Source organism: Sphaerisporangium dianthi, assembly GCF_042654065.1.
In the GTDB taxonomy this organism is placed as follows: domain Bacteria; phylum Actinomycetota; class Actinomycetes; order Streptosporangiales; family Streptosporangiaceae; genus Sphaerisporangium; species Sphaerisporangium dianthi.
The window spans coordinates 48,849-72,507 of record NZ_JBHSFP010000010.1; the positions used below are offsets into that span (position 1 = coordinate 48,849).

Below are 23,659 nucleotides of genomic sequence, written 5' to 3' on the forward strand. Positions count from 1 at the left end.
CACTTCGAGGCCCCCGGGATCGCACCTGGTCCCGGGGGCTTCTCCGTGCCCGGCGGCGCCGGCGCGCCTGTGCCCGCCCGGCCTGGACATCTCGGTCAGACGGGCGGGGTGACCTCGGTCCTGGAGCGGACGCCGAGCTTGCGCAGCACGGTGGCGACGTGGCTCTCGACCGTGCGCCTGGACAGGAACAGCACGTCCGCGATCTCCCGGTTGGTGCGGCCGAGCGCGACGAGCCTGGCCACCTCCCGCTCGCGCTGCGACAGCGCCCCCGCCCCGTTCCTGTGCGGCCGGCCGCCGCGCGGGCGGGGAAGGTGGACCTCGACGCCGATGTCGCGCAGCACGCGCCGGCACCGAGCGGCGTCATGGGTCGCGCCCATCTCGCCGAACCGTTCGGCCAGCTCGGCGAACGCGGCGGGGGCGGCGGCGTCGCCGAGGGCGAGCCTGGCCCGCGCCTCTCCCTCTCCCGCCCGCGCCGCCGCGTACGGCTGCGGCATGACCGTGTACGCCTCGCGGGCCGCCGCGTAGTACGCCGCGGCGTCGGTGTGCCGGCGTTCGCAGGCGGCGAGGGCGCCGCGGGCCGCGTCGAGCGCGGCGCCGGCGGTGGGCGCGACCCGTCCCGCGATGCCGCGGGCGTACTCGGCGACCAGCTCGGCGGCCCGGCCGGCCCGGCCGCCCCAGGCCATCGCGCTGACGGCGGAGGGCACCAGGTAGGCCCCCCACACCCAGACCCCCTTGCGGCGCAGCAGGTTCGTCGCCTGCTCGGCCTCGGCGACGGCGCGGTCCAGCGCGCCGCGGGCCAGGTGCAGCTCGATCATCCCGCCGGCGGCGGCCAGCGCGACGGGGACGTACCGGGCCTCCGGCGCGTCGAGGCCGGCGCCCTGGAAGTGCCTGATGGCCTCGTCCCACTCGCCGGTGGCAAGGGCCAGCCATCCCAGCACCAGCCATAAGTCCACCACGATCAGCGGCGTCTCGGTGGCCAGCTCGCCCAGGGCGACCGCCCGGTCGCGCAGCCCTTCCCACCGGCCGGTCAGCCACTCTCTGCGGATGGTCGAGACGTCGAGCAGGTAGGCGGGGTACTGCGCGCCGGTCTCGGCCGCCAGCCGCCGCCCCTCGCGGCCGAACCTCTCGGCCGCGGCGTAGTGGCCGAGGGTGGTCGCCGAGTCGTGCAGGTTGCAGTACGCGCGGGCGGCCTCGCGCCTGACGGCCGTGGACGGGTCGCCGGACGGCAGCGTCGCGGCGACGGCGAACGCGCGGGGAGAGCCGATGGTCATCTCCAGCGAGGCCCGGTTCGCCAGGACGGCGGCGGCCAGCTCGGGATTGTCGGCGGTCGCGACGAGCGCCTCGGCGCGCTCCATCCACTCACGGTGCTTGGCCAGCGGCTCGACGCCCCACCCGGGCATGGCCAGGCTGGCCCAGCCCCGGGCGGCCAGGGTCGGCCGGTGGCTCAGCTCGGCGCAGGCAGCCATGATCTCCGGCCGCCCGGCCGCGGTGTCGCCCGCCTGGTTGGACAGGACGACGCCCAGGCTCAGCCGGGCCTCGGCGCGCACGTCCCTGGACAGGAAGTCGTCGCGCAGCACGTGGCGTAACAGCCGCACCACCCGCTGATGGGACAGGCCCGTGGCCGCGAAGCGGCCGAGCATCAGGGCGAGCGGGCCCCGTTCGGGCGCGGGCAGCTCCGGATCGTCCAGCATGCCCTCGATGACCTCGACCGCCACGGCGGTGTCGCCGAGCGCGGCGGCCTGCTGGGCGGCGGCGGTCCCGTGGCGCAGCCACGCCTCGGTGTCGCCGGCCTGCCGGGCGTGGAAGGCGAGCTGCACCAGAGGCGGGGAGTCCATGCCGACGAGCGCCGCCACGGCGCGCTCGTGCCCTGACCTGCGGTCGGGGCCGGGGATGGCGTCGTACACCGCCTGCTGGGCCAGCGCGTGGCGGAAGCCGTACCGGCCGCCCGCGTGCTCGTGCAGGACGCCGGCCCTCAGCGCCTCCCCCAGCCCGGCCGAGGTGCCGCCGACCGCCGTGATCAGCTGCTCACCCGCGGGGAGCCGGAGCAGCGCCGCCGCCTGCACCGCGCCCACGGCCGCCGCCGGCAGCCCCGCCATGCGATCGGCCATGGCCTCGCGCAGCAGCAGCGGCACTCCGACGCGGTCGAGCGCGTCGGGGTCCAGCGCGCCCGGTAAGGACCGGACGATCTCCTCCACGACGAACGGGATGCCCGCCGTCCGCTCGTGCAGCCGCGCGACGAACCGGGAGGACAGGTCGGACCTGTCCAGCAGCGCGCCGGCCAGGCTGGCGACGGCGGAGACGTCCAGCGGGGCGAGCGGCACGACGATGTTCGTGGTGTCGGGCTGGTGGCGGTAGGCGCGGCCGAGCGGCGAGCGGCCCGCCCCCTGGTCCTCACGCCGGTAGGTGGCCACGAGCGCGAGCCCGGCGGGCGGCTGGCCGGCCAGGAAGCGCAGCAGGTCGCGGGTGCCGTCGTCGGCCCAGTGCAGGTCCTCGATGACCAGGACGGCGGGCGCGACGGCCGCCAGCAGGGCGCGGATCGCGCGAAACACCCGGTGCCGCTCGGCGCGGGGGTCCTCCAGCGGAGGCGGGGACGGCGGCAGGGCGCCGGACAGCTCGGGAAGGTAGCCGCGCAGTGCCCCGGTCACCGGGTTGAGCGCGTCGGGCTCGGGAAGCCGGCCGGCGATGTCGCGTAACGCCTCGAACACCGGCCCGTACGGGAACGGCTCGCGGATCTGGTGGCAGTAGCCGAGCAGGACGGCCCGGTCGCCGGACGCCAGGCGGCCGAGGGCGGCGCGGACCAGGCGTGTCTTGCCGATGCCGGCCTCGCCCTCCACGAGAACCACGGCGGGCGGGCGAGTCATCGCGTTGATCAAAGCCCGCAGCTCAGAGGCGCGACCTACCAGTGCGGGCGAGGGCACGCCGCTCATCCACTGCTCCAAGGTACGGGATACATGACCCCCCGGGTCAGTTATCCACGTACGATCGGTCAAGGTCAACCCCCGGGCGTAACAGCCGTGTTGCGGATGCGGTCAACCACCCCAAGGGGACCCATGCGGCCCTAGGGGAACGGTCCTCGCTGAGGGGCGGGGGCGAAGGTGTGCTCGACGAGGCGGGCGGTGGCCTTGCCGTCGTCGCGGGGGGCGTAGGTGCGGACGAAGTCCTCGTACCGGTCGGCGTAGTCGCCCGAGAGGGCGTCGATCAGGCGCACGGCCTCGATGACGTCGGCGCTCTCGGCCAGCAGCGGGCCGGGGGCCTGGGTGCGAAGGTCCAGATAGAGGCCGCGGCTGTTGCGGTATCGCTCGAGGTCGTAGCCGAAGAAGATCATCGGACGCCGGGTGGCGGCGAAGTCGAACATGACCGAGGAGTAGTCGGTGATCAGCATGTCCGCGATCAGCAACAGGTCTGCCATGTCTGGATAATTCGTGACGTCGAGGGCGAAGGGGTACTCCCGGGTCATCGGGCCCGGCCGGACCAGCGAGGCCGGGCCGGGGACCACGAGCCCGGCGGCCACCGGCGGCGCCTGCATCATGTGGCCGCGCACGAGCAGCACGTGGTCGCGGCCGAGCACCCGCCGGGCCTCGGCCAGATCAAGGCGCACCGAGGCGTTCCTGCGGTCATGGTCACGCCAGGTCGGCGCGTAGAGCACCACCCGCTTGCCCGCCGGGATGCCCAGGCTGCGCCGCACGGCCGCCGCCAGTTCGGCCCGCTCGGGCGAGGTGAGCACGTCGTTGCGCGGCAGGCCTGACTCGAGGATCTCACCGCCGTACCCGAAGGCCCGGCGCAGCACCTCGGAGGCCCACGAGCTCTGGGTGACGAGCAGATCCCAGTTGGCGACCTCGGCGGCCTGGCGGTACCAGGCGGCCGGCCGGGGCTCGCGGGACATGTGACGCTGGTCGCCGCCGACGCGCTTGAGCGGGGTGCCGTGCCAGGTCTGCACGCAGATCTGGTCTTCGCGGGCGCGGAACCACTGGGGCAGCAACGTGTTGGTGACGATGTGGCGTGAGCGGGCCAGCGCGGTGTAGTGCTCGCGGCTCCCCTCGCGCACCACGGTCGGCGTGATGCCGGGGGGAAGGCCGAGCTCGGCCGAGTCGGGCGGCACGAACGCGCCGTCCTTGACCACCCAGATGTGCTCGCGGTCGTCGCCGCGGCGCAGCCGCTCCTCGTACACCGCCCGGGCGTTGTCGGAGTAGGACCTGCCGTCGAAGGAGACGTACACCGTCGCGTCGCGCAGCTCGCGCCGCCGCTCGGCGGGATAGTGCACCCGGCGCAGCCCCCACAGGCCGCCCGCGCCCCTCTCGTCGTCGGGACGGCGCTCGGCTGCGATCAGGACGGGCACGTCGAAACGCGTCGCCACCAGGCGGTACTCTCGGCCGCCCACGATGTGGACGCCCTCGTCCAGCGTGTCGAGCAGGCGGTGGTCGACCCGCAGCGGCGCGGTGGTGCCCTTGCCGCCCGCGACCGACAGGCTCCAGGTGCCCGACGCCAGCGCCACCGTGCCGGCGAACCTCGGCATGGCGCCCGGCGGGACGCGAACGGAGAACCCGTCCCCGGAGCGGACCAGCGGCACGCGGTAGGTCAGGCCCGCGCGCTGGCGCAGCACGAGGTCGCGCTGGCCCTGCTCGGAGTCGGGGTAGGCGCCCGTCAGGGTGAGGACGCCGTCGTCGCCCCAGCCGGCCGAGGTGATGACCGGCCAGACGCGGTGCGCCGAGACCACGGCGCGGTCGCGGCGGTCGCGCAGCACGGTGATCTCCCGGCGGCCGACGCCGACGCGCGTCTCGGCGTCGTCGTCCATCATGACCGGCGCGGCGGGATCGCCCCTCGGCTCGACCCAGAGCCTGCGGGCGTCCTGCTCCTTCATGAGCGTGGAGACGGCGAGGGCGACGGAGAACCGCGTGCCGCCCTCGGCCGGGGTGAACTCGGCGGCGATGCGGTGCCCGCCGAGACGGGCCCGCCCCTTGGTGACCTTGGTGCCCGGCAGGAAGCCGGTCAGCTCGATCTGGTCGCCGTCGTGGCTCACGCCCGTCAACCGAGCCCGGGTCGGCTGCAGCACGACCTGGAGCACCCGGTCGGAGGTCCACGCCGGGCGCACCCACCAACCGGGACGGACGCGCAGGCCCGCCGGCCGCTCGGTGCGCCCCGTGACAGGACCGCGCAGGGCGCCGGTGGCCCGCGCGCCCCGGCTCCAGATGACGATGTCGGCGCGCCAGGTCGTGGTGTCGGGGACCGCCGGGCGACCGCGGAGCATGCGCTGCGCGCCGTGGACGACGGCGCGCAGGGCCGAGCGCCAGCGCAGCGACCAAGGCTTGATCTCCGCGGCGAAACCGGCCCAGTCGTAGTTGCACCCGGGCTCCGCGGCGTCGTGCGTGGCCTGCGGCCGGTAGACGCGGCGGGTGCGGGCCGAGATCGGCGGCACCCAGCGAGGGCCGCGCAGCACCACGGTGGCCCGGTTGAAGCGCCTGCTGCGCACCGACAGCCCGACAAGGTAGGCGTGACCGGTGACGCGCAGCCGCCCGTCGTGCCACGAGACGTCGGTGATCTCGGTCACCGGGACCAGGTCGGACCTGCGCAGCCGGAACAGCGACCGCGGCGCGCTGACCGGCAGGTCGGCGTACCAGGCGAGGCCCCGGCGCACCCGCTTGGAGGGCTCGGCGGTGGCGGCGACCAGGCCCGCGAGCTCGTCACCCTCGGCGAGCTCGCGCGGGTCGCGCCGCTCGATGAGGTGGTAGGCGAGCCGGCGGGCCACCGGCAGGCGGCGCTTGACGGAGGCGTCGACGCCGGACAGGTAGTCGCGGAGCAGGTCGATGGCCTGGCGCAGGCGGGTGGCGTCCCGGCGGGCGGCCGTCTCGAGGCGCAGGGCGAGCGGCCCGTTGAGCGCCTCGTAGTGCAGCCTGCGGCGCTCGGCGCGGGTGAGCCCCGCGGAGTGAACGGCCGCGATCACGGCGTCGAGCGGATCTCCCCTGTCATAGAGGTCCTGGGCGGCCCGCAGCCGGTCGGCGACGATGTCACCGCTGCGCGCGGGCGTGGCACCGGTGGCCATCGGGGAGGCACCGCCTTTCCAGTCTCACCGTAAGGGGCGTTCCTGGAATGGTAATGCGAGTTACTGAGAAATCACTGATGATCTCCCCGCCATCGGGCGTGGCGCATATCGGCTCTTTCCCCTCTCATGGGCGTGCCCTCGTCCCGCCAGCGCGCAAGACACCTGCTCTCGTGCCCTTGCACCGGATCGCCGTCCGAACGGACCACCCGCCACCACGGCACACCGCCGCCCCAGGTGGACATCACGCGGCCGACCTGCCGCGGCCCGCCCTCCCCGAGGTATTCGGCGATGTCGCCGTAGGACATGACCTTCCCCGGCGGGATGCGTTCGACCAGGTCGAGCACCCGCTCGGCGAAGGGCGTCGGATCTCCGGTCACGTGCTCCACTGCGCGGGGCCGAGGACGAGGAGCTCTTCGAGCTTGCCGAACTCGTAGGTCGCCTCGCCGTTCACCTGCTCGACGATGCCGTCGCGGATGCCGTACGCCTCGCCGTCCTCGCCGATCAGGCCGCCGCCGAGCATCTCGGCGAGACGGGCGAGATGGGCGACATGCCAGTCAGAGGTCGGCTCTCCGAACAGGCGCCCCTGCCAGGAGGCGACCGCGTGCTCGGCCTCGCCGTGACGGGCGAAGACCTGGCCGGACTCGGGCGTTCCCCGCAGTTCCAGGCCGGCGTCCGCCGACGCCGTCACCTCGGTGATCTCGGCGTAGGCGAGCGGCGATTCGCGATGTACGCGCAACTCGTATCCCACGAGATGGGAACCCTAGCGAATCTTTACGGATCTGCGGTACGGAATGGGGCGACAACGGTCAGACCGCATCCGAAATGCCACCGAACGGCCACCAAAAAGCACCCGGATCGCGGCCCTCATGTGATCATTGCCGTTCGGCCCGCCTCGTCAGCACGACGACGGCGGCGCCGAACCCGATGAGGCCGAGGAGGACGCCGACGCCGTAGACCCACAGCCGCACGGGATCGGCGCCCGGCGGGGTGGGCGCGGGCGCGGTCGCGCCGTTGCCGAAATGCAGGTCGCCGCGGACGGCCACCGAACCGCGGTAGCCGGCCAGTTCGCCGGCGCGGGTGAGCGCGGCGGCCGCGTCGACGACGCCGAACCCCACCTTGTCGTCATATCCGGCCCGCGGCCTCCCCTTGGCGCTGGAGGCGATGGCACGGGAGACCAGCTCGGGGGGCAGGCTCGGATATTTCGCCCTGATCAGCGCGACGACTCCGGAGACCAGGGCCGTCGAGGCGCTGCTGCCCTCCACCTCCGTGTACCCGCCGCCGGGGATCGCCGCAGGCACGCCGACGCCGGGCGCGCCGACCAGCACCGAGAGGTTGTCGCTGCTGAAGCCCGCCGGCCGGCCGCGCCTGTCGACCGCGCCGACGCCGATCACCCCGGCGTAGCCCGCCGGGAAGCTCCAGAACGAGGTGCCGCGCTTCTGCGCCGCCTGGGAGTCGCCGTCGTTGCCCACGGCCGCCACCAGGACCACCCCGCGCGCCAGTGCGTAGGCGACCGCCTGGCGGTCGGCCCGCTGGGTGGCGTACTCGCCGAGCGACATGCTGATGACCTGGGCCCCGTGGTCGGTCGCGTACCGCATCGCCCGCGAGAGCGGGCTCTCGGACGGCAGGCCGAGACCGTCGTCGGGCTCGATGAGGTTCGCCTCGGGCTCGCTCTCGTCGAGCACCGGCACCGACAGGATGCGCGCCTCGGGCGCCACGCCGATGAGACCGCCGTCGCGCCCCGATCCGGCGATGAGCGAGGCCATCGCCGTGCCGTGCGGGCCGGTGGCGACGGTCTCGTCGTCGAACATGCTCGAGCGCATGTCGGGCGCGACGGTGACCTTGTCCTTCAGGACCGGCGTCTTGACGTCGACGACGCTGTCGATCACGGCCACGGTGACCCCCGCGCCGCGGGTGGTCTTCCACGCCTGCCCGGCCTTGATCGCGTCGAGCACCCACTGCTGCCTGCCGCGCACGTCCTGCGCCTGCCTGTCGCGCGCGTCCTGCGCCGCCGCCGGCCCTGCCAGCAGCCCCGCGAGCGCGAGCGCGGCGCCGAGGGCGCCGGCCGCCCTCAACACACGTTCCCCTGGGTGCACCGCGGGATGTCGGGCGGAGCGGCGAGGCCTCTGGCGACGTGCCCGGCGACCGACTGGGCCATCGGCCACAGCTCGCTGTGGGTGATCTCCTCAGGCGGCACGGCGTCGCGCGTGCGGCCGTCGGCGTACCCGGCGCTGGAGAAGATGATGTAGGGCCCGGCCCCGGTCCAGGCGGTGCGCTGGCGCTGCGCGGCCCCGAACCGGTCGGTGACCGTGCCGGGGAAGGCCACGGGGCGGACGCCGACGCGGTCGTCCACGGGCAGGTCGGCGGCGGTGTCCACCCTGGTCTCCTCATTGGGCAGCACGGCCACCCCCACGGTCACCACGAAGGTCGAGGTCTGGTCGACGTAGGTCGCGCGCAGCATGGTGCGGCAGCCGTGCCGGCGCAGCACCGAGGCGACGGAGGAGTCCACCACGGAGGAGCACGGCGCCTCGGGGGCGATGCCGACGCGCCGGGCGAGTTGCCGGACCCGGGAGAGCCCGAGGTACTCGACCTGGGCGGGGAAGACGGCGTCGGCCCGCCATGCCTGCCAGCGCCGCGCGACGTCCTGCTCGGCGTACCGGGCCCGCTCGGCCACCGTGAGCGGCCGGGAACGGGTCTCCTGCAGCAGCCCGACCGAGCCGAGCAGCACGTTGATCGCCGCGATGGCCAGGATCGTCCCCATGATCAGCAGGAACAGGGAACGAAACCGGACGCCCCGCTCGAGTTCCTCGCGGTCGATGGCGGCCTGGAAGCGCGCGGCCCGTGCCCGGGCGCCGCTCCACGGCCGCGCCGCCCCGCCGGCCGGGCCGGAGCCGTCCGTCCATGCCCGGGAACCGGCTCGGGCGCCGCGACCGGCCGCGGGAAGCCGGGGCGCGCCGCGCGCGCCCGCGGCACGCGCGGGCCAGGGCGTCACCGGCCGCGCCCGTGGCTCCTCAGGCGACATACTTCGATGCTACGTCGGCACCCGCCGCCACCGGCCCCCTCGCCTCCCTCGCGTTCCGTGGTGTCCGCCTTACCCTCCTGCCGCGCCCACCGCGCCGCAGGAGCAGGATCATCGCCGTCAGGCTCACCCCGGCCCCGGCGGTGGCCGCCAGGGCGACCCCGCCGTACAGAGTGATCATGCCCGTGTCGCGCCGCACCACACGCACCGGCGGCAGCGGAGAGGGCTCGGCGCCGGTGGCGGCGGACATGGGCAGGTCGGCGTCCTGGGCGCCGGGCCCGGAGGCGGTGTGGCGGTGGCGCGCCAGCCTGGCCGCCTCGGCGAGCGCGCGGGCCGCGTTCACCACGCCGAAGCCCACGCCGGGGTCGTACCCCCGGGCGGGCCTGCGCGTGACCCCGGTGGTGAGCGCCTGGGCGACCAGCGCGGGGGACATCCGCGGGTACCTGGCCTTGATCAGCGCGGCGACGCCGGAGACCAGGGCCGTCGCCTGGGAGGTGCCCCGCCCGACCCAGTATTGGTCGCCGGGCCCCGCGCCGAAGACGTTCACGCCGGGCGCCGCCAGCAGCACCAGGGAGTTGCGGTTGGAGAACGACGCCTTGTGCAGCCCGTGGTCGGCCGCACCGACGGAGATCACCCCTGGGAGCGACGCCGGATAGGAGTACGGCCCGTCGCGGCGGCCGGCGCCTTCGTTGCCGGCCGCCGCCACCAGCACCACGCCCTTGGAGACGGCGTACCTGATGGCCGCCCGCTCTTGCTTGGTCGGCCGGTCCTTGGAGATCGACATGTTGATGACCCGCGCGCCCTTGTCGACGGCGTACCGGATGCCGCGCGCGACGACGTTCTCGTACCGCGCCTGGGAGTTGAAGGTCTGGAAACCCGGCTCGTCGTCCTCCAGGATGACCCGCACCGACAGCACCCGGGCGGCGGGCGCGACCCCGATCACCCCGTCGGAGCGGCCAGGCCCGTGCCCGTGCCCGGCGATCAGCGATGCCATGTACGTGCCGTGCAGGCGGCGGGGCGCGGTGCCGCTCGGGTTGGCGCCACGGGTGAGGTCGGGGCCGGTGACCACCGAGCCCGCGAGGTCGTGGTGGCGGGGGTCGACCCCCGAGTCGAGGACCGCGACCAGGACGCCGGCCCCCCGGGTCACCCGCCAGGCGTCGGCCACGTCAAGGGTGCGCAGCACCTGTCGCTGGCTGCCGCGCACCTGGTCGGCGGAGGCGGCGGGCGGAAGGAGGAGCGCGGGCCCGAGGACCAGCCCGGCCGCGAGGATGGCGAGGAACGCCGCGGCGGCCCTCAGCATTGCCAGTCCTTTCCGGCACAGTCGGGCCGCGCGGGGACGGACAGCGTGCGCAGGACGCGCTCGGCCAGGTCGGAGGCGAAGGCGAAGATCGTGGAGCGCTGGCGGCCGACCGACCGGGCGGGCCGGCCGTCGACCTGGCCGGCCGTGGTGACCACCAGATACGGCCCGGACTGCGCCAGGGAGGACGACTGGCGGGCGGCGGCGGTGAACCGGTCGGCGACGGTCTGCGGGAAGGCCAGGGCGCGCAGCCCCGGCGAGGGCACGCCTCCCTGCGGGAACGCGGCACGTGCCGCGAGCGCGGACGCCTGGTCGGGGAAGGCCGCGACGCCGACGGTCACCACCACGCCCTGGAGGGCGTCCAAGTAGGTCGCCCGGAGCACGGCACGGCAGTGCGCGGCCTTCAGCGTCACCCGCAGCGCGGCGTCCACCGCGGCCGAGCAGTCGGTGCGGGAGGAGATGCCGATGCGGCGGGCGCTCTCTTTGCCGCCCTGCTCGGCGACGTACGGCAGCGTGGCCGGGAAGATCTTGCCGGCGGGCCAGACCTGCCAGCGGCGGGCGGTCTCTTCGGCCGTCGCCCGCCGGATCTCGGCGGCGCTGGGGCCGCGGGTCAGCTCGGTCCCGGCGACCCCGGCGGACACGCCGGCGGCCACCGCGCAGACCAAGGTGAGCGCTGACGCCACCACCAAGGGCGGCCAGGCACGCGGGACACTCACCTGCCCGACCTTAACGCCCGGAGAAGGGGACATCCGGCGTTCCATCCGCATAAACCCCATTGGAAAGTACTTGACGGTATGGAAAGGAGAAAGTACTTTCCTAACTGGAAAGTGAGGAGCCGACATGGACGCCACGCCCGACGACGCCCCCCGCGACGCCGCGCAGGTCACCCCCGAGGACTCATACGGGGACGCCGCGCGCGTCACCCCCGAGGAGGCCGCGCGCACCCTGCGCGAGATCCGCGACTCGCAGGCCCGCGTGATCAGGGCCCGGCCCTGGTTCCCTGCCTGGTACACCACCGGCCTCGCCCTCTACATCACCGGCGTACAGTTCTGCACCGAGCGAGGCACCCCCGGCCCGGTGATGGTGGCGGGCCTCATCGTGCTCACACTCGCGATGGGCGGCATGGTGGGCGCGGTGGTGTTCGTCCGCAGGCAGCGCCCTCACCGCAGCCTGGTCACCTGGAGGTTGCTGGTCTCCTACGCGGCGTGGCTGATGGTGGCGATCGCCCTGAGCACGGCGCTCGCCCTGCCGCTGGCCATGGCCGGGGTGCCCTACGCGCGCACCTACGCCGGGCTCACCATGACCGCGTACATGGCGGTCACCGGCCCGCTCATCGGCTGGTGGATGACCCGTCGCATAGCGGCCGCGATCGAGGCCGGCTGATGGCCGAACTGGACCCGGTGATCCACGCTCCGGCGCGGCTGCGCATCATGTCGCTGCTCGCCGCGGTGGAGGAGGCCGAGTTCGCCTTCGTCCGCGACGAGGTCCAGGTCAGCGACTCGGTGATGTCCAAGCACGCCGCCGCGCTGGAGGCGGCCGGGTACGTGGTGATCCGCAAGGGCCACGTCGGCAAGCGCCCCCGCACCTGGCTCAAACTGTCGCCGACCGGCCGCCAGGCGTACATGTCCCACATAGAAGCCCTACGCGACATCGTCGCCCGCTCAGGCCTCTCCCTGACCAACGACTAACCCCCGAGCGAAGCGAGGCCAAGCCGGCACAGCTCGGGGCGCGGCGGTGTCGTGAGGAGGAGTGAGCGAGTGCGAGGGACGAGCGCTCGTGAACGACGACGAACGGCGCCGCCTCAAAGGCGCCCCGAGCCCGCCGAGCGAAGCGAGGCCAAGCCGGCACTGCTCGGGGCGCGGCGGTGTCGTGAGGAGGAGTGAGCGAGTGCGAGGGACGAGCGCTCGTGAACGACGACGAACGGCGCCGCCTCAAAGGCGCCCCGAGCCCGCCGAGCGAAGCGAGGCAAAGCAAGCACAGCCGGTCCTTCCTCTGGGAAGGACCGGCTGTGTTCATTTTGCTTGCGTCAGTAGGCGGGGAGGGAGGGGTCCACCGTCTTGATCCAGCTGAGCACGCCGCCGCCCACGTGGACGGCGTCGGAGAAGCCGGCGTTCTTCACGACCGCCAGCGCCTCGGCCGAGCGGGCGCCGGACTTGCAGTGCAGGACGATCTTCTTGTCCTGCGGCAGCCGCTCCAGTGCCGTGCCCCGGAGGAAGTCGCCCTTGGGGATCAGCACGGCGCCGGGGATGTTGACGATCTCGTACTCGTTCTGCTCGCGGACGTCGATGACGAAGATGTCGTCACCGCGGTCCATCATGTCCTTGAGCTCCTGGGCGGTGATCGTGGAGCCCGTCGCGGCCTGCTGGGCCTCGTCGGAGATCGTGCCGCAGAACGCCTCGTAGTCGATCAGCTCGGTGATCGTCGGGTTCTTGCCGCACAGCGGGCACTCGGGGTCCTTGCGCACCTTGACGTCGCGGTACTTCATCTCCAGCGCGTCGTAGATCATCAGGCGTCCGACCAGCGGGTCGCCGATGCCGGCCAGCAGCTTGATCGCCTCGTTGACCTGGATGGACCCGATGGAGGCGCACAGCACGCCGAGGACGCCGCCCTCGGCGCACGAGGGCACCATGCCGGGAGGCGGGGGCTCGGGGTACAGGCAGCGGTAGCAGGGCCCGTACTCGGCCCAGAACACGCTCGCCTGCCCGTCGAAGCGGTAGATCGAGCCCCAGATGTAGGGCTTGCCGAGCAGCACGGCCGCGTCGTTGACCATGTAGCGGGTGGCGAAGTTGTCGGTGCCGTCCACGATGAGGTCGTAGGCGGCGAAGATGTCCATCACGTTGTCCGTCGTGAGGGCGACGTTGTGGATGACGACGTTGACGAGGGGGTTGATCTCGCGGACGCTCGCCGCGGCGCTCTCGGCCTTCAGCCGGCCGACGTCCGACTGGCCGTGGATGATCTGCCGTTGAAGGTTGGACTCATCAACGACATCGAAGTCGACGACCCCGAGCGTGCCGACACCGGCCGCGGCGAGGTACATCAAGGCCGGGGAACCGAGGCCGCCGGCGCCCACACACAGCACCTTGGCGTTCTTCAGCCGCTTCTGCCCGGCCATCCCGACATCGGGGATGATCAGGTGGCGAGAGTAGCGGCGCACCTCGTCAACGGTCAGCTCGTCGGCCGGCTCTACCAGCGGTGGCAACGACACAGTTCTACGCTCCCGTTTCAGGGGATTAACTAATTGGCGGCTCGCCCGTCCAGGCTACGCGCCCCGCCGTCTGTCACAACCTAACCCGGTCGCCCCCGCATTCCCGAATCGGCAGTGTTATCCGACGATCGCCGTATCCTCCTGGTTCCAGGGATTCTGCGGATATTTCGCCCCGGCAACGTCCGGCATGGCCGACCGCGCGCCCTCCTGGATCAGGAGGCGCACGTGGCGGCCCACGAGCGCGGGGTACTCCATCTGGGCGACGTGCGCCGCGTGCGGCAGCAGCACCAGGCGCACGTCGGGGAACGTGCGGCCGGCGCGTACGGCCATCCGCGGGTGCACCAGGCGGTCGTGCCTGCCGTGGACGACCAGCGTGGGGGCGGTGACCTGCGCGGCCAGCCGCCAGAGATTCTCCTCGCCCCGGCGGAAGTACTCGCCGACCAGCGCGCGGGCCGAGCCGACCAGCGCCGGGCCGGCGTAGGCCAGCTCGTCGCGGCGGCGCAGCTCGGCCACGGCGTCCTCCAGCCGGTCGGGGTGCACCCGGCCGCTGTCGGCGTAGCACATCGCCATGGTCGCGCGGATGCGCCGCTCGGGCGGCAGCGACCGCAGCCGCGTCATCGCCCACTCGCCGATGCGCGGAGCCGCCGACATGGCGACGCGGGCAGGGCCGTAGCGGGGAAGCAGGTCGGGCAGCGCCGGGGAGATGAGGGTGAGCGTGCGCACCAGGTCAGGGCGGGTGGCCGCGACCCGTACGGAGACGGCGCCGCCCATGGAGTTGCCGACCAGGTGGACGGGGCCTCCGAGCCGCTCGACCAGCGCCGTGACCGCCGCGGCGTGCGCCGCGATGGAATAGTCGCCGCCGGGAGGCTCGGGCGAGTAGCCGGCTCCGGGGAGATCCAGGGCGTAGCCCCTGACATCGCCACTCAGCTCGCCCATCAGGTCGGTCCAGTTGGTCGCCGAACCCGCCAGCCCGTGCACGAACAGGGCCTTCTCGCGCGGTCCGTCGGGAGTGGAGCGCACGTGGACGGCCAGGTCGCCGAGGTCGAGCAGCTCCCCTGGCCAGTGCGGTATCGGAACGTCCACCGTCTCTCCCCTCGCGTTCACCCTCGCTTCGACGATAACCCGGCTCCAGACGTCTTGGGGCGCTCACGCGGCCGGGCTGGGGGGTCATGAGGGGTAGGACGAGAGCCCAAGATCACGGGAAATATCGGACAAATCGGGAAATATTGATCTGAAAGATATAAGGGCAGGTTAAGTAGCTGCCAAAAGGCAGCGATCACCGTTTGTCGTATGGGTAGCCAGGAAAACAAGACATGTGGGAAGACTCATAACGAGTCGCCCGGCATTTACTTCCTAATCCAGTAAATGCGTCCGCTGGGCAACCCGATGCGTCAAGGGGGAAAACGCAATGCCCGACGTCAAGAAATACGCCGCTGCGCTGACCGTCACCGCTGCACTTACCGGTGGCCTCGTCGGCCTCAGCGCGACCACGGCCACGAGCGCGAGCGCTTCCGCGGCCGTTACTACCAACTTCGGCTGGGGCGACGACTTCGGCGGCGGCTTCGGCGGCGGCGGCTTCGGTGGCGGCTACGGTGGCGGCAGCCACTGCCACCACGGAGGCGGCCACGGCGGCGGCCACCACGGAGGCCACCACGGCTACGGCTACGGCGACGACGACGACGACCACGGCGACTGGGGCGGCAAGGGTTACGGCCGGCACCGCAAGCACTACAACAGCCACGGGGGCGGCCACCGCAACTGCTTCTTCAAGATCGTCGAGGCGCGCTTCTTCCGCGCCATCATCGGCAACCACAACCAGGGCGGCGGGCACAGGGACTACTGGCGCAACGACCGGCACTGGAAGCCCGAGCACCACTGGCACGGCAAGAAGCACCACGACAAGGGCGACCGCTAGTCCGAGATCCTAGGCGGCCTTCCGGGCGGCGCCCCCGCCCGGAGGCACGACCGGCCGCCTAGCACCTAACAGGAGGCCCCGGAGCGGAATCCGCTCCGGGGCCTCCTCGCGCCGGTAACCGGTCTTTCCCGCTGCGAAAGTCCCGCACCGGCCGTTTATCCCGGCTATCCCATGCGGTCACCCGCAAACCATCCGGCCGTACCCGGGCAGGGTGGCCGGACCGTCAGGCGGACTTGCGGGCGCGGCGCTTGGGCGCCTGCTTCTTCGCTTCCTTCTCTGGCTTTTCCGCCTTTTCCTCGGCCTGGCCGGCCACCGCGCCGGCCGGCTTCGCCGCCGCCTTCTTCTTGTCCGCCGGAGCCTTCTCGCGGGTCCCCTCACGTTCGCGCTTGGCCGCGTCGACGCTGGCGCGCAGCGCCGCCATGAGGTCCACCGCCGGCCCGGCCTGCTCGGCCGCCTCCGGCCGCACGAGTTCCTTGCCCGCCACCTTGGCCTCGATGACCTGCTGGAGCGCCTCGCGGTAGGCGTCGTGGTACTCGCCGGGATCGAACTCCCCCGCCATGGTCTCGATGAGCGACTCGGCCATCTGCAACTCCTGCGGGCGGACCTCGACGTCCTCGTCCATGAAACCGAAGCCGGGCTCGCGGACCTCGTCGGGCCAGAGCATCGTCTCCATCACGAACACCCCGTCCCGGATGCGCAGGGCGGCCAGCGACTCGCGCTGGCGCAGCGCCACCTTCACGATCGCCACCTGCCCCGTGCGCTCGAGGGCGTCCCGGAGGAGGACGTACGGCTTGACCCCGGCGGCTTCCGGCTCCAGGTAGTACGACTTGTTGAACAAGATCGGATCAAGCTGGTCGGACGGGGTGAACTGCAGCACGTCGATGCGGCGCGAGGTGCTGAGCGGCAGGTCGGCGAAGTCCTCGTCGGTGAGCACCACCATCTCTCCGCCGGGCAGTTCGTACCCCTTGGCGATCTCGGAGTACGGCACCTCCTCGCCGTCGACCGTGCACACCCGCTTGTACTTGATGCGCCCGGCGTCCTCGCGGTGCACCTGGTGGAACGACACATCCTTCTGCTCGGTCGCCGAGTAGAGCTTCACGGGGATCGTGACGAGTCCGAACGAGATGGCACCCTTCCAGATGCTACGCATGACCTCTCCTCATCTCGGCCCCACTATCGAACGCACGTTCGCTGGCGGCAAGGGCGCAATGCAGTATCTAAATGGGCAGATACCCAGTGTGGAATGCCGTATCCGGTCAAGCCACGATCTGCTGGAAAGGCGTCCGACGTCAGCACGGGAAAAGAAACCTCAGGGATGTGGTGGGCGTGGCGGAGAAGGTCCGGGTCAGGGTCGATCACCGGGAGCTGACGCTCACGAACCTGGGCAAGGTGCTGTACCCGGAGGCGGGGTTCACCAAGGCGGAGGTGATCGACTACTACAGCCGCGTCGCGCCCGCCATGCTCGCCCACCTCAAGGGGCGGCCGCTCACCGTCAAGCGCTACCCCGGCGGCGTGGACGGGCAGTTCTTCTTCGAGAAGAACCGTCCCGCGCACACGCCGGCGTGGGTGCGCACGGCCAGGCTGCCCGCCCCGGGCAGCACCAAGGACCGCGACACCATCGAGTACGCCATCGTCGACGACCTGCCCACGCTCGTGTACTTCGCCGGCCTCGCCGCGCTCGAGTTCCACACCCCCATGTGGCGGGTCGACGAGGAAGGCCGCGCGCTGCCGCCGGACATCATGGTCTTCGACCTCGACCCGGGCGCGCCCGCGACGATCGTCGAGTGCTGCCGCGTGGCGCTGCGGCTGCGCGAGGTGCTGGCCGAGGACGGCCTCACGGGCGATCCCAAGACCAGCGGGAACAAGGGCATGCAGGTGTACGTGCCCTGGATGGGCCGTGAGGAGAACCCGTGGGACTACGCCAAGGCCGTCGCGCAGCGGATGGAGCAGGAACGTCCGGAGGAGATCGTCAGTCAGATGGCCAAGAAGCTTCGTCCGGGGAAGGTGTTCATCGACTGGAGCCAGAACAACCCGGCCAAGACCACCGTCACCCCCTACTCTCTGCGCGCCAACCCCATCCCCACCGCCTCCACCCCGATCGGATGGGAGGAGGTGGAGAACTGCGCCCGTCCGGACGACCTCGTCTTCACCGCCGCGGACGTCCTCGACCGCGTCGCGCGACTCGGAGACCTCATGGCCCCGCCGAAGCGGAGCGGGGCGGCGGAGGGGCCGTAGTCTGGACGCATCGGGGTATGGAGCGCGCGAGCCGAACCGCTCACCGCCTACGGAGGGACGAAAGATGTCGGAGATGGATCTGAGCGGCCGCGAGGCTCCGCTGGACGCGCTTGAGCCACTCGACGATGTCGCGGACGAACTCCAGACCGAGGTCCCGGAGGCCGACGCCATCGAGCAGCGCCTGACGATCCGGGATGAGCGCCGCGAGTGGCCGCTCGAGATCCCCTACGACGTCGACCCGGCCGACGCCGCCGACCAGGAGCGCGTCGTGGACCTGGACGACGACGACTATCGCTGATCCCGGTTACCCACGCGTAGGATGTCAACCTCGTACCGGATCGACGATCAGCACCGACCGACGCGCGACCAGCCGTCGCGCGGTGGGTGAACCGCAAGGAGTGACCCGTGACCGCTACCCCGGACGCCAAGCCCCGGGGCACCCGGCTGCCCCGTCTGGCCCGCCGCCGGCAGTTGCTGAACGCGGCGCAGGAGGTCTTCGTGGAGAACGGCTACCACGCGGCCGCCATGGACGAGATCGCCGAGCGGGCCGGGGTCAGCAAGCCGGTGCTCTACCAACACTTCCCGGGCAAGCTCGAGCTCTATCTGGCGCTGCTCGACCTGCACGTCGACGACATGGCCAACCGCTGCCGCGAGGCGCTCGCGTCCACGACCGACAACAAGCAGCGCGTCCACGCCGCCATCGGGGCGTTCTTCGACTTCGTCTCCAGCCAAGGTGAGGCGTTCCGGCTGGTCTTCGAGTCCGACCTGCGCAATGTCGCGCCGGTGCGCCAGCGCATGGAGCGCTCGCTGCGCGACAGCGCCGAGATGATCAGCCAGGTGATCCAGGAGGACACCGGCTGCTCCAGCGACGAGGCGCACCTGCTCGGCGTCGGCCTGGTCGGCATGGCCGAGGTGAGCGCGCGCTACTGGCTGGCCAGCCACGGCTCCATCCCCAAGGACGTCGCGACGCAGCTCATGGCCCGCCTCGCCTGGCGGGGCATCAGCGGCTTCCCCCGCACCACCTGAGATCGTCGACCCGCTGTTCGCCTGCGGCGATCAACCCCCGCCCGCTGTTCGCTTGACGCGATCAACGCCGGGAACCGCCCCGCGGAAGAGTAACGATGGCAGCAGCACTTCTCGCCGACGCCGAAAGAGAGCCCGATGGAAATCAAGATCGGCATACGCTCCGTACACCGAGAGATCATCCTGGAGACCGACCTGTCCGCCGAAGAGGTGGAACAGGAGCTGCGCAACTCCCTGGCCGCTGATCGCGGGGTCTTCGCCATCACCGACGTGAAGGGCCGGCGTGTGATCGTGCCGGTCTCCGCGCTCGGTTTCATCGAGATCGGCGGTGACGAGTCGCGTCCTGTCGGCTTCGGCGGCACGCTCTGACCCGGCCGCTTTGGGGAGTCCGCTCCCCAAAGCGCGCGGGTGGTGAAGCGGGGCCGTTCTCGGGCCCCGTCGCGGGCCCTACAGGCCCGCGCACTCTTCTCGCGATCGGAGCGAGCAACCACAGGGACGGCGTGCGGGCCGCACCTCGTCCCGCTTGTGGCTGACCGCCGGGCAACCGGCGCTCCCCCTTCGCAACACCGGCCGGGTCGTCCAGCGGTTCGGTCCACATCTCATCAGGAAACTGCCGTAGCGGCGCGAGGCCCTCATGTTCGCACGCTACAACCGCGCGGGCCCTTCGCGCCCCTCGATCAACGCACCTGTTCCGCCAGAAGTCCGAAACACGGCTTTCAGGGCCCGGGAACGAGGCCGAGAGCCGACATACGCCGCCCATGCTCCTCGGTGAGGCGGGCGAACAGCCGTCCGATCTCCACCAGGTCGGTGCCCGAATCGGCGGAAGGGCCGCCGGTCGGCGTGGACGGGCCGTCGTCCTTCGCGGAGGAGCCGCCGTTCGCCTCCGCCGAGGCGGCCGAGACCAGCAGCAGGGCGAGGTGGGGGCGCGCCGCCGCCACCCGGTGCCCCTGGCTGAGCGCCTCGCCCACCATCCGGCGCGCCCACAGCGCGAGCTTGCCGCCGAGCTTGGGGTTGTCCGCCAGGGCCGCGCGCACCCGCTCGACCACGAACTGCGAGCGGACCTCCTCCGCCAGCGCCTCGTTGACGATCGCGCGGGTCTCCTGGTCCACGTGCCGGGCGGCCTCGCGGTAGAAGTCGCCCGCGATGCCGGTGCCGACGTACGCCTTGACCAGCGCCTCCAGCCAGTCGCGCGGCCGGGTCTGCGCGTGCCAGTCGTCCAGGGAGGCGACGAACGGGGCCATGGCCTCCTCCGGGTCCACACCGAGGGCCGACAGCCGGTCGCGCACGAGCCGGAAGTTGGCGTACTCGGTGGCGGCGAGGTCGCTGAGCTCGGCGCGGTCGGTCAGCGTGGGGGCGAGAGTGGCGGCGTCCTCGGCGAGCCTGAGGAACGCGGTCAGCTCGGCGTAGGCCAGAACGCCGAGCAGGTCGACCACACCGGCAGGGGAATCACTCATGGATGCAGAGTACGAGGATCGGCCGGGCCCGTGGACCCCGGCCGTCCGCCACGGCCCATGGCCCCCCGCCGGCCGTTCCGGCTGGATCCCGGCGCTCCCCGCCGGACCCCCGGCGGTCCGGCGGGGAGCGCGCGGCGCGACGGCCGCGCGCGGGCCCGTGAGAGCCGCGTTCCGCCGACACCACCGGGGAGAACGCCGGAGACACAGCCGTTCACGGTGTCGAACACCAAGAAATCGGCTCACTGTTGTGGTATCGAGTACACTGCCCTGTAAGAGTGCGACCGCAGTATGTCTTCAGGGAGATCATCGCCTGATTGCCCCCACGCGTTATATGCCGCGGCGGTCGCCGAGACGAGATGAGGGTTGGCTTTTCCGCGCGGGCCCGGCACGAGTCACTTCTGCCAGCGGTCCCGGAAGCCTGCCTTCGCAGGAGACCTAGGCAGGCCGAGCTGACCACGTTCCGAGACCTTGGAGTCATACCGGAGATCGCTGATGCCCTCGAGACCGAGGGCATCATCTCCCCGTTCCCCATTCAAGAGATGGCCCTTCCACTCGCGATCAGCGGACAGGACGTCATCGGCCAGGCGCGCACCGGCACCGGCAAGACCTACGCCTTCGGCGTGGCGATGCTCCAGCGCGTCGGCAAGCCCCGCAAGAACCGCAAGAAGCCCCGCGGCCTGGTGGTCGTCCCCACCCGCGAGCTGGCGCTCCAGGTCACCGAAGACCTCGTGGTCGCCGGCGGCAAACTGGGGTCGCGCATCCTGACCGTGTACGGCGGGCGGGCGTACGAGCCGCAGATCGAGGCGCTCAAGCAGGGCGTGGACGTCATCGTCGGCACGCCCGGCCGCCTCCTCGACCTGGTGAAGCAGAAGCACCTCGACCTCGGCCAGATCTCCATGCTGGTCCTGGACGAGGCCGACCGCATGCTCGACCTGGGCTTCCTGCCCGACATCGAGCGCATCATCAAGCTCGTCCCCGCCGAGCGGCAGACCATGCTGTTCTCGGCGACCATGCCGGGCGAGATCGTCCAGCTGTCGCGCCGCTACCTGTCGCGCCCGACGCACGTGCGCGCCGAGAACCCCGACGCCGACAGCGACGACGTCTCCAAGACGGTCCAGTTCGTCTGGCGCACACACCGCATGGACAAGATCGAGATCGTCGGCCGCATGCTGCAGGCCGACGGCCGCGGCCTGACGATGGTCTTCTGCGAGACCAAGCGCGCCTGCGACATGGTGTCCGAGCAGCTCAAAGAGCGCGGCTTCGCCGCCGCGGCCGTGCACGGCGACCTCGGGCAGGGCCAGCGCGAGCAGGCGCTGCGCGCGTTCCGCAACGGCAAGGTCGACGTGCTGGTCGCCACCGACGTGGCGGCGCGCGGCATCGACATCGACGACGTCACCCACGTCGTCAACTACGACTGCCCGCAGGACGAGAAGACCTACGTGCACCGCATCGGCCGCACCGGCCGGGCGGGGCGCACGGGCGTGGCGGTGACCTTCGTCGAGTGGGAGGAACTCACCCGCTGGAAGGTCATCAACAACGCCCTCGGCCTCGACTTCGCCGATCCGGCGGAGACCTATTCCACCTCCGCGCACGTCTACGCCGACCTGCGCATCCCCGAGGGCACCAAGGGCGTGCTGCCGCGTGCGCAGCGCTCCCGTGCGGGGCTCGCGGCCGAGCAGATCGAGGACCTCGGCGAGACCGGGCGTCACCGCTCGCGCCGCGACGACCGCCGCGACCGCGACGATCGCCACGAGCGGGACGAGCGCCGCGAGCGGCCGTCCCGCAACCGCCAGCGCCGCCGCACCCGTGCCGGCCAGGCGGCCGAGTCCGCCCAGCCCGTGACCGCCGGCGACGCCGGCTTCGAGGGCGACATCCTCGCTCCTGAGCCGGTCGAGTTCGCGACCCCGGCACCGGCCGCGGTCGTCTCTGAGCCGGTCGCGCCCGCGCCCGAGCGCCGGGTCACCTCCGGCGCCGCGTCCGAGACCCTGGCCGGTTCCAGGGCCGGGGATGCGATCACCACCGAGGCCGCCCTGCCGGTGGCCGAGACCGCAGAGGCGCCGGCGCCCCGGCGCGCCCGCAGAGGCGCGAACAGGGCGGCCCTGTCGGAGGCCCTTTCGGAGGTCGCCGCCCCTGCCGTGCAGGACGCCGGCACGCCGGCACCCATCGCCCAGGAGGCACTGATCAGCGTCGAAGACTTCCAAGCGGCGGCGTCGCCCGCCTTCACCGCGTACGAGGCGCCCGTCGCGCGCCCCGAGCCGGAGCGGATCATCCCCGCCTCTCCGTTCTCGATCGTCTTCCGCTCGCCCGACCTGGCGACGGACGATGACGTGGCCCCCTCCGCGGCCTCCGAGCAGCGCCAACAGCGCCGGCGGCCGTCGAACCAGCGCCCCCGGAGGGGCTGACCAGGCGGCACGTGAAGACCGGGCCTGAGCGGCCGAACGGCGGGACGCCCTTGCGGCGGCCCGCCGTTCCCAGCGCCGTGCTCAGATCTCGGTGAACCGCCATCCGATCGGGTGAGAGAGTGGAAAGTCAACCAGGGAACCGGCACAGGGCGTTTGACGGTGTCGCGATGATGGATCGTCAGTATCGTGGTGCCGCGTGAGCACGCCGCGATTCCTGACCCTGCCTCCCGGTGTCCGCGAACAGCGGATCGAGACGCCTGTGGGCACGTTCGCGGCGCTTGAGGCGCTGCCCGTCAGCGGCGTCCCAGAACGATGGCCCGCGCTGCTGGTGCCCGGATACACCGGCAGCAAGGAAGACTTCATCGCGATCTTCCAGACGCTCGCCCAGGCGGGGCGGCGCGTCGTCGCGATCGACATGCGCGGGCAGTACGAGACCGAGGGCCCCGACGATCCGGCGGCCTACACCTGTGAGGCCCTCGGCGAGGACATCGACCAGGTGGCCGCCGCCGTCGGCGCCGGCGAGCCCGTCCACCTGGTCGGCCACTCGTTCGGCGGCCTGGTGACCCGTGAGGCCGTCATCGGCGGGGCCACCAAGCTGGCCTCCTACACGCTGATGAGCTCGGGCCCCGCCGGCATCACCGGCCCGCGCGAGCAGGCGTGCCGCGCCATGCTCCGCGAGCTGCCCGAGGTGGGCCTGGAACAGCTGTGGACACACCGGCTCGAACCCGAGGCCATCGTCGCGGGCGTCCCTGACGACATCCTCGCCTTCCTGCGCAGGCGGCTGTTCGCCAACTCCCTGACCGGGCTGGTCACGATGGCCCAGCAGGTGCTGGACGCGCCCGACCGGCTGGAGGACCTCCGCGACGTCGGCATGCCCACCCTTATCCTCTACGGCGAGCACGACGACGGCTGGTCTCCCTCGAGTCAGGCCGAGATGGCCAAGCGCCTGGACGCCGACTGCGTCGTGGTCCCCGGCGCCCTGCACTCCCCCGCCGTGGAGGCTCCCGAGACCACCGCCCACGCCCTCACCCGCTTCTGGAACCAGGCCGAGCAGCACCTCCCGCACACCTGACCG

At 72.3% G+C, this 23,659-nt stretch carries 21 protein-coding genes; 9 read left to right on the forward strand and 12 right to left on the reverse strand.

Features of this window, described 5'->3' with window-relative positions; genetic code table 11:
• Positions 1–95: 95 nt before the first annotated feature.
• The 8 genes from ACFO60_RS16810 to ACFO60_RS16845 form a co-directional block, all read right to left on the reverse strand.
• Positions 96–2,927 carry an ATP-binding protein gene (locus ACFO60_RS16810; protein WP_380841254.1) on the reverse strand — a complete coding sequence of 944 codons (2,832 nt, stop codon included), beginning with the start codon at positions 2,925–2,927 and terminating at the stop codon, positions 96–98.
• A gap of 131 nt (positions 2,928–3,058) precedes the next feature.
• Positions 3,059–6,037: a CDP-glycerol glycerophosphotransferase family protein gene (locus ACFO60_RS16815; protein WP_380841256.1), complete on the reverse strand. Its 2,979-nt coding sequence runs from the start codon at positions 6,035–6,037 to the stop codon at positions 3,059–3,061.
• 71 nt (positions 6,038–6,108) lie between these two features.
• Positions 6,109–6,423: an MGMT family protein gene (locus ACFO60_RS16820; RefSeq protein ID WP_380841257.1), complete on the reverse strand. Its 315-nt coding sequence runs from the start codon at positions 6,421–6,423 to the stop codon at positions 6,109–6,111.
• On the reverse strand, positions 6,411–6,785 hold the full coding sequence (locus ACFO60_RS16825) for a hypothetical protein (protein ID WP_380841258.1): 375 nt from the start codon (positions 6,783–6,785) through the stop codon (positions 6,411–6,413). The genes ACFO60_RS16820 and ACFO60_RS16825 overlap by 13 nt, the downstream gene beginning before the upstream one ends.
• Positions 6,786–6,909: 124 nt before the next feature.
• Positions 6,910–8,112 carry a S8 family serine peptidase gene (locus ACFO60_RS16830; protein ID WP_380841259.1) on the reverse strand — a complete coding sequence of 401 codons (1,203 nt, stop codon included), beginning with the start codon at positions 8,110–8,112 and terminating at the stop codon, positions 6,910–6,912.
• Positions 8,106–9,056 carry a hypothetical protein gene (locus tag ACFO60_RS16835; RefSeq protein WP_380841260.1) on the reverse strand — a complete coding sequence of 317 codons (951 nt, stop codon included), beginning with the start codon at positions 9,054–9,056 and terminating at the stop codon, positions 8,106–8,108. The genes ACFO60_RS16830 and ACFO60_RS16835 overlap by 7 nt, the downstream gene beginning before the upstream one ends.
• The gene (locus ACFO60_RS16840; protein WP_380841261.1) at positions 9,046–10,353 is read right to left on the reverse strand and encodes a S8 family serine peptidase; all 1,308 of its coding nucleotides are present in this window, start codon (positions 10,351–10,353) and stop codon (positions 9,046–9,048) included. Before ACFO60_RS16840 ends, ACFO60_RS16835 begins: the two co-directional genes overlap by 11 nt.
• A complete protein-coding gene (locus tag ACFO60_RS16845) occupies positions 10,347–11,066 on the reverse strand; it encodes a hypothetical protein (protein ID WP_380841262.1) in 720 nt (239 codons plus the stop codon). Before ACFO60_RS16845 ends, ACFO60_RS16840 begins: the two co-directional genes overlap by 7 nt.
• 124 nt (positions 11,067–11,190) lie before the next feature.
• Between ACFO60_RS16845 and ACFO60_RS16850 the strand changes: the two genes are divergently transcribed.
• Together ACFO60_RS16850 and ACFO60_RS16855 are read left to right on the forward strand one after the other, a co-directional pair.
• Complete coding sequence (locus tag ACFO60_RS16850) at positions 11,191–11,733, forward strand: hypothetical protein (RefSeq protein ID WP_380841264.1); 543 nt, start codon at positions 11,191–11,193, stop codon at positions 11,731–11,733.
• Positions 11,733–12,038, forward strand: coding sequence for a winged helix-turn-helix domain-containing protein (locus ACFO60_RS16855; RefSeq protein WP_380841265.1), 306 nt, complete (start codon positions 11,733–11,735; stop codon positions 12,036–12,038). The genes ACFO60_RS16850 and ACFO60_RS16855 overlap by 1 nt, the downstream gene beginning before the upstream one ends.
• Positions 12,039–12,376: 338 nt before the next feature.
• Here the strand turns inward: ACFO60_RS16855 and moeZ are convergent, their stop codons facing one another.
• Both moeZ and ACFO60_RS16865 read right to left on the reverse strand, forming a co-directional pair.
• A complete protein-coding gene (moeZ, locus tag ACFO60_RS16860; protein WP_380841266.1) occupies positions 12,377–13,555 on the reverse strand; it encodes an adenylyltransferase/sulfurtransferase MoeZ in 1,179 nt (392 codons plus the stop codon).
• A 117-nt stretch (positions 13,556–13,672) separates the two neighbouring features.
• Positions 13,673–14,638, reverse strand: coding sequence for an alpha/beta fold hydrolase (locus ACFO60_RS16865; protein ID WP_380841267.1), 966 nt, complete (start codon positions 14,636–14,638; stop codon positions 13,673–13,675).
• 325 nt (positions 14,639–14,963) lie between these two features.
• Between ACFO60_RS16865 and ACFO60_RS16870 the strand changes: the two genes are divergently transcribed.
• Positions 14,964–15,470: a hypothetical protein gene (locus ACFO60_RS16870; protein WP_380841269.1), complete on the forward strand. Its 507-nt coding sequence runs from the start codon at positions 14,964–14,966 to the stop codon at positions 15,468–15,470.
• 223 nt (positions 15,471–15,693) lie between these two features.
• Here ACFO60_RS16870 and ku read toward each other — a convergent pair whose 3' ends face one another.
• The gene (gene ku / locus ACFO60_RS16875) at positions 15,694–16,620 is read right to left on the reverse strand and encodes a non-homologous end joining protein Ku (RefSeq protein ID WP_380841270.1); all 927 of its coding nucleotides are present in this window, start codon (positions 16,618–16,620) and stop codon (positions 15,694–15,696) included.
• 176 nt (positions 16,621–16,796) lie between these two features.
• Between ku and ligD the strand changes: the two genes are divergently transcribed.
• The 4 genes from ligD (at position 16,797) to ACFO60_RS16895 (ending at position 19,097) form a co-directional block, all read left to right on the forward strand.
• Positions 16,797–17,705, forward strand: a complete 909-nt coding sequence (gene ligD / locus ACFO60_RS16880; protein ID WP_380841272.1) for a non-homologous end-joining DNA ligase — start codon at positions 16,797–16,799, stop codon at positions 17,703–17,705.
• Positions 17,706–17,769: 64 nt separating this feature from the next.
• Positions 17,770–18,003: a hypothetical protein gene (locus tag ACFO60_RS16885; protein WP_380841273.1), complete on the forward strand. Its 234-nt coding sequence runs from the start codon at positions 17,770–17,772 to the stop codon at positions 18,001–18,003.
• A 107-nt stretch (positions 18,004–18,110) separates the two neighbouring features.
• Positions 18,111–18,731 (forward strand): TetR/AcrR family transcriptional regulator, encoded by a 621-nt coding sequence (locus tag ACFO60_RS16890; protein ID WP_380841275.1) that lies wholly within the window; start codon positions 18,111–18,113, stop codon positions 18,729–18,731.
• A 135-nt stretch (positions 18,732–18,866) separates the two neighbouring features.
• Positions 18,867–19,097: a DUF3107 domain-containing protein gene (locus tag ACFO60_RS16895; RefSeq protein ID WP_380841276.1), complete on the forward strand. Its 231-nt coding sequence runs from the start codon at positions 18,867–18,869 to the stop codon at positions 19,095–19,097.
• A 347-nt stretch (positions 19,098–19,444) separates the two neighbouring features.
• Here the strand turns inward: ACFO60_RS16895 and ACFO60_RS16900 are convergent, their stop codons facing one another.
• Positions 19,445–20,182 (reverse strand): ferritin-like fold-containing protein, encoded by a 738-nt coding sequence (locus ACFO60_RS16900; RefSeq protein ID WP_380841278.1) that lies wholly within the window; start codon positions 20,180–20,182, stop codon positions 19,445–19,447.
• Positions 20,183–20,721: 539 nt separating this feature from the next.
• Here ACFO60_RS16900 and ACFO60_RS16905 point away from each other — a divergent pair.
• Together ACFO60_RS16905 and ACFO60_RS16910 are read left to right on the forward strand one after the other, a co-directional pair.
• Positions 20,722–22,584 (forward strand): DEAD/DEAH box helicase, encoded by a 1,863-nt coding sequence (locus ACFO60_RS16905; RefSeq protein WP_380841279.1) that lies wholly within the window; start codon positions 20,722–20,724, stop codon positions 22,582–22,584.
• A gap of 196 nt (positions 22,585–22,780) precedes the next feature.
• The gene (locus ACFO60_RS16910) at positions 22,781–23,656 is read left to right on the forward strand and encodes an alpha/beta fold hydrolase (protein ID WP_380841280.1); all 876 of its coding nucleotides are present in this window, start codon (positions 22,781–22,783) and stop codon (positions 23,654–23,656) included.
• The last annotated feature ends 3 nt before the right edge of the window (positions 23,657–23,659 follow it).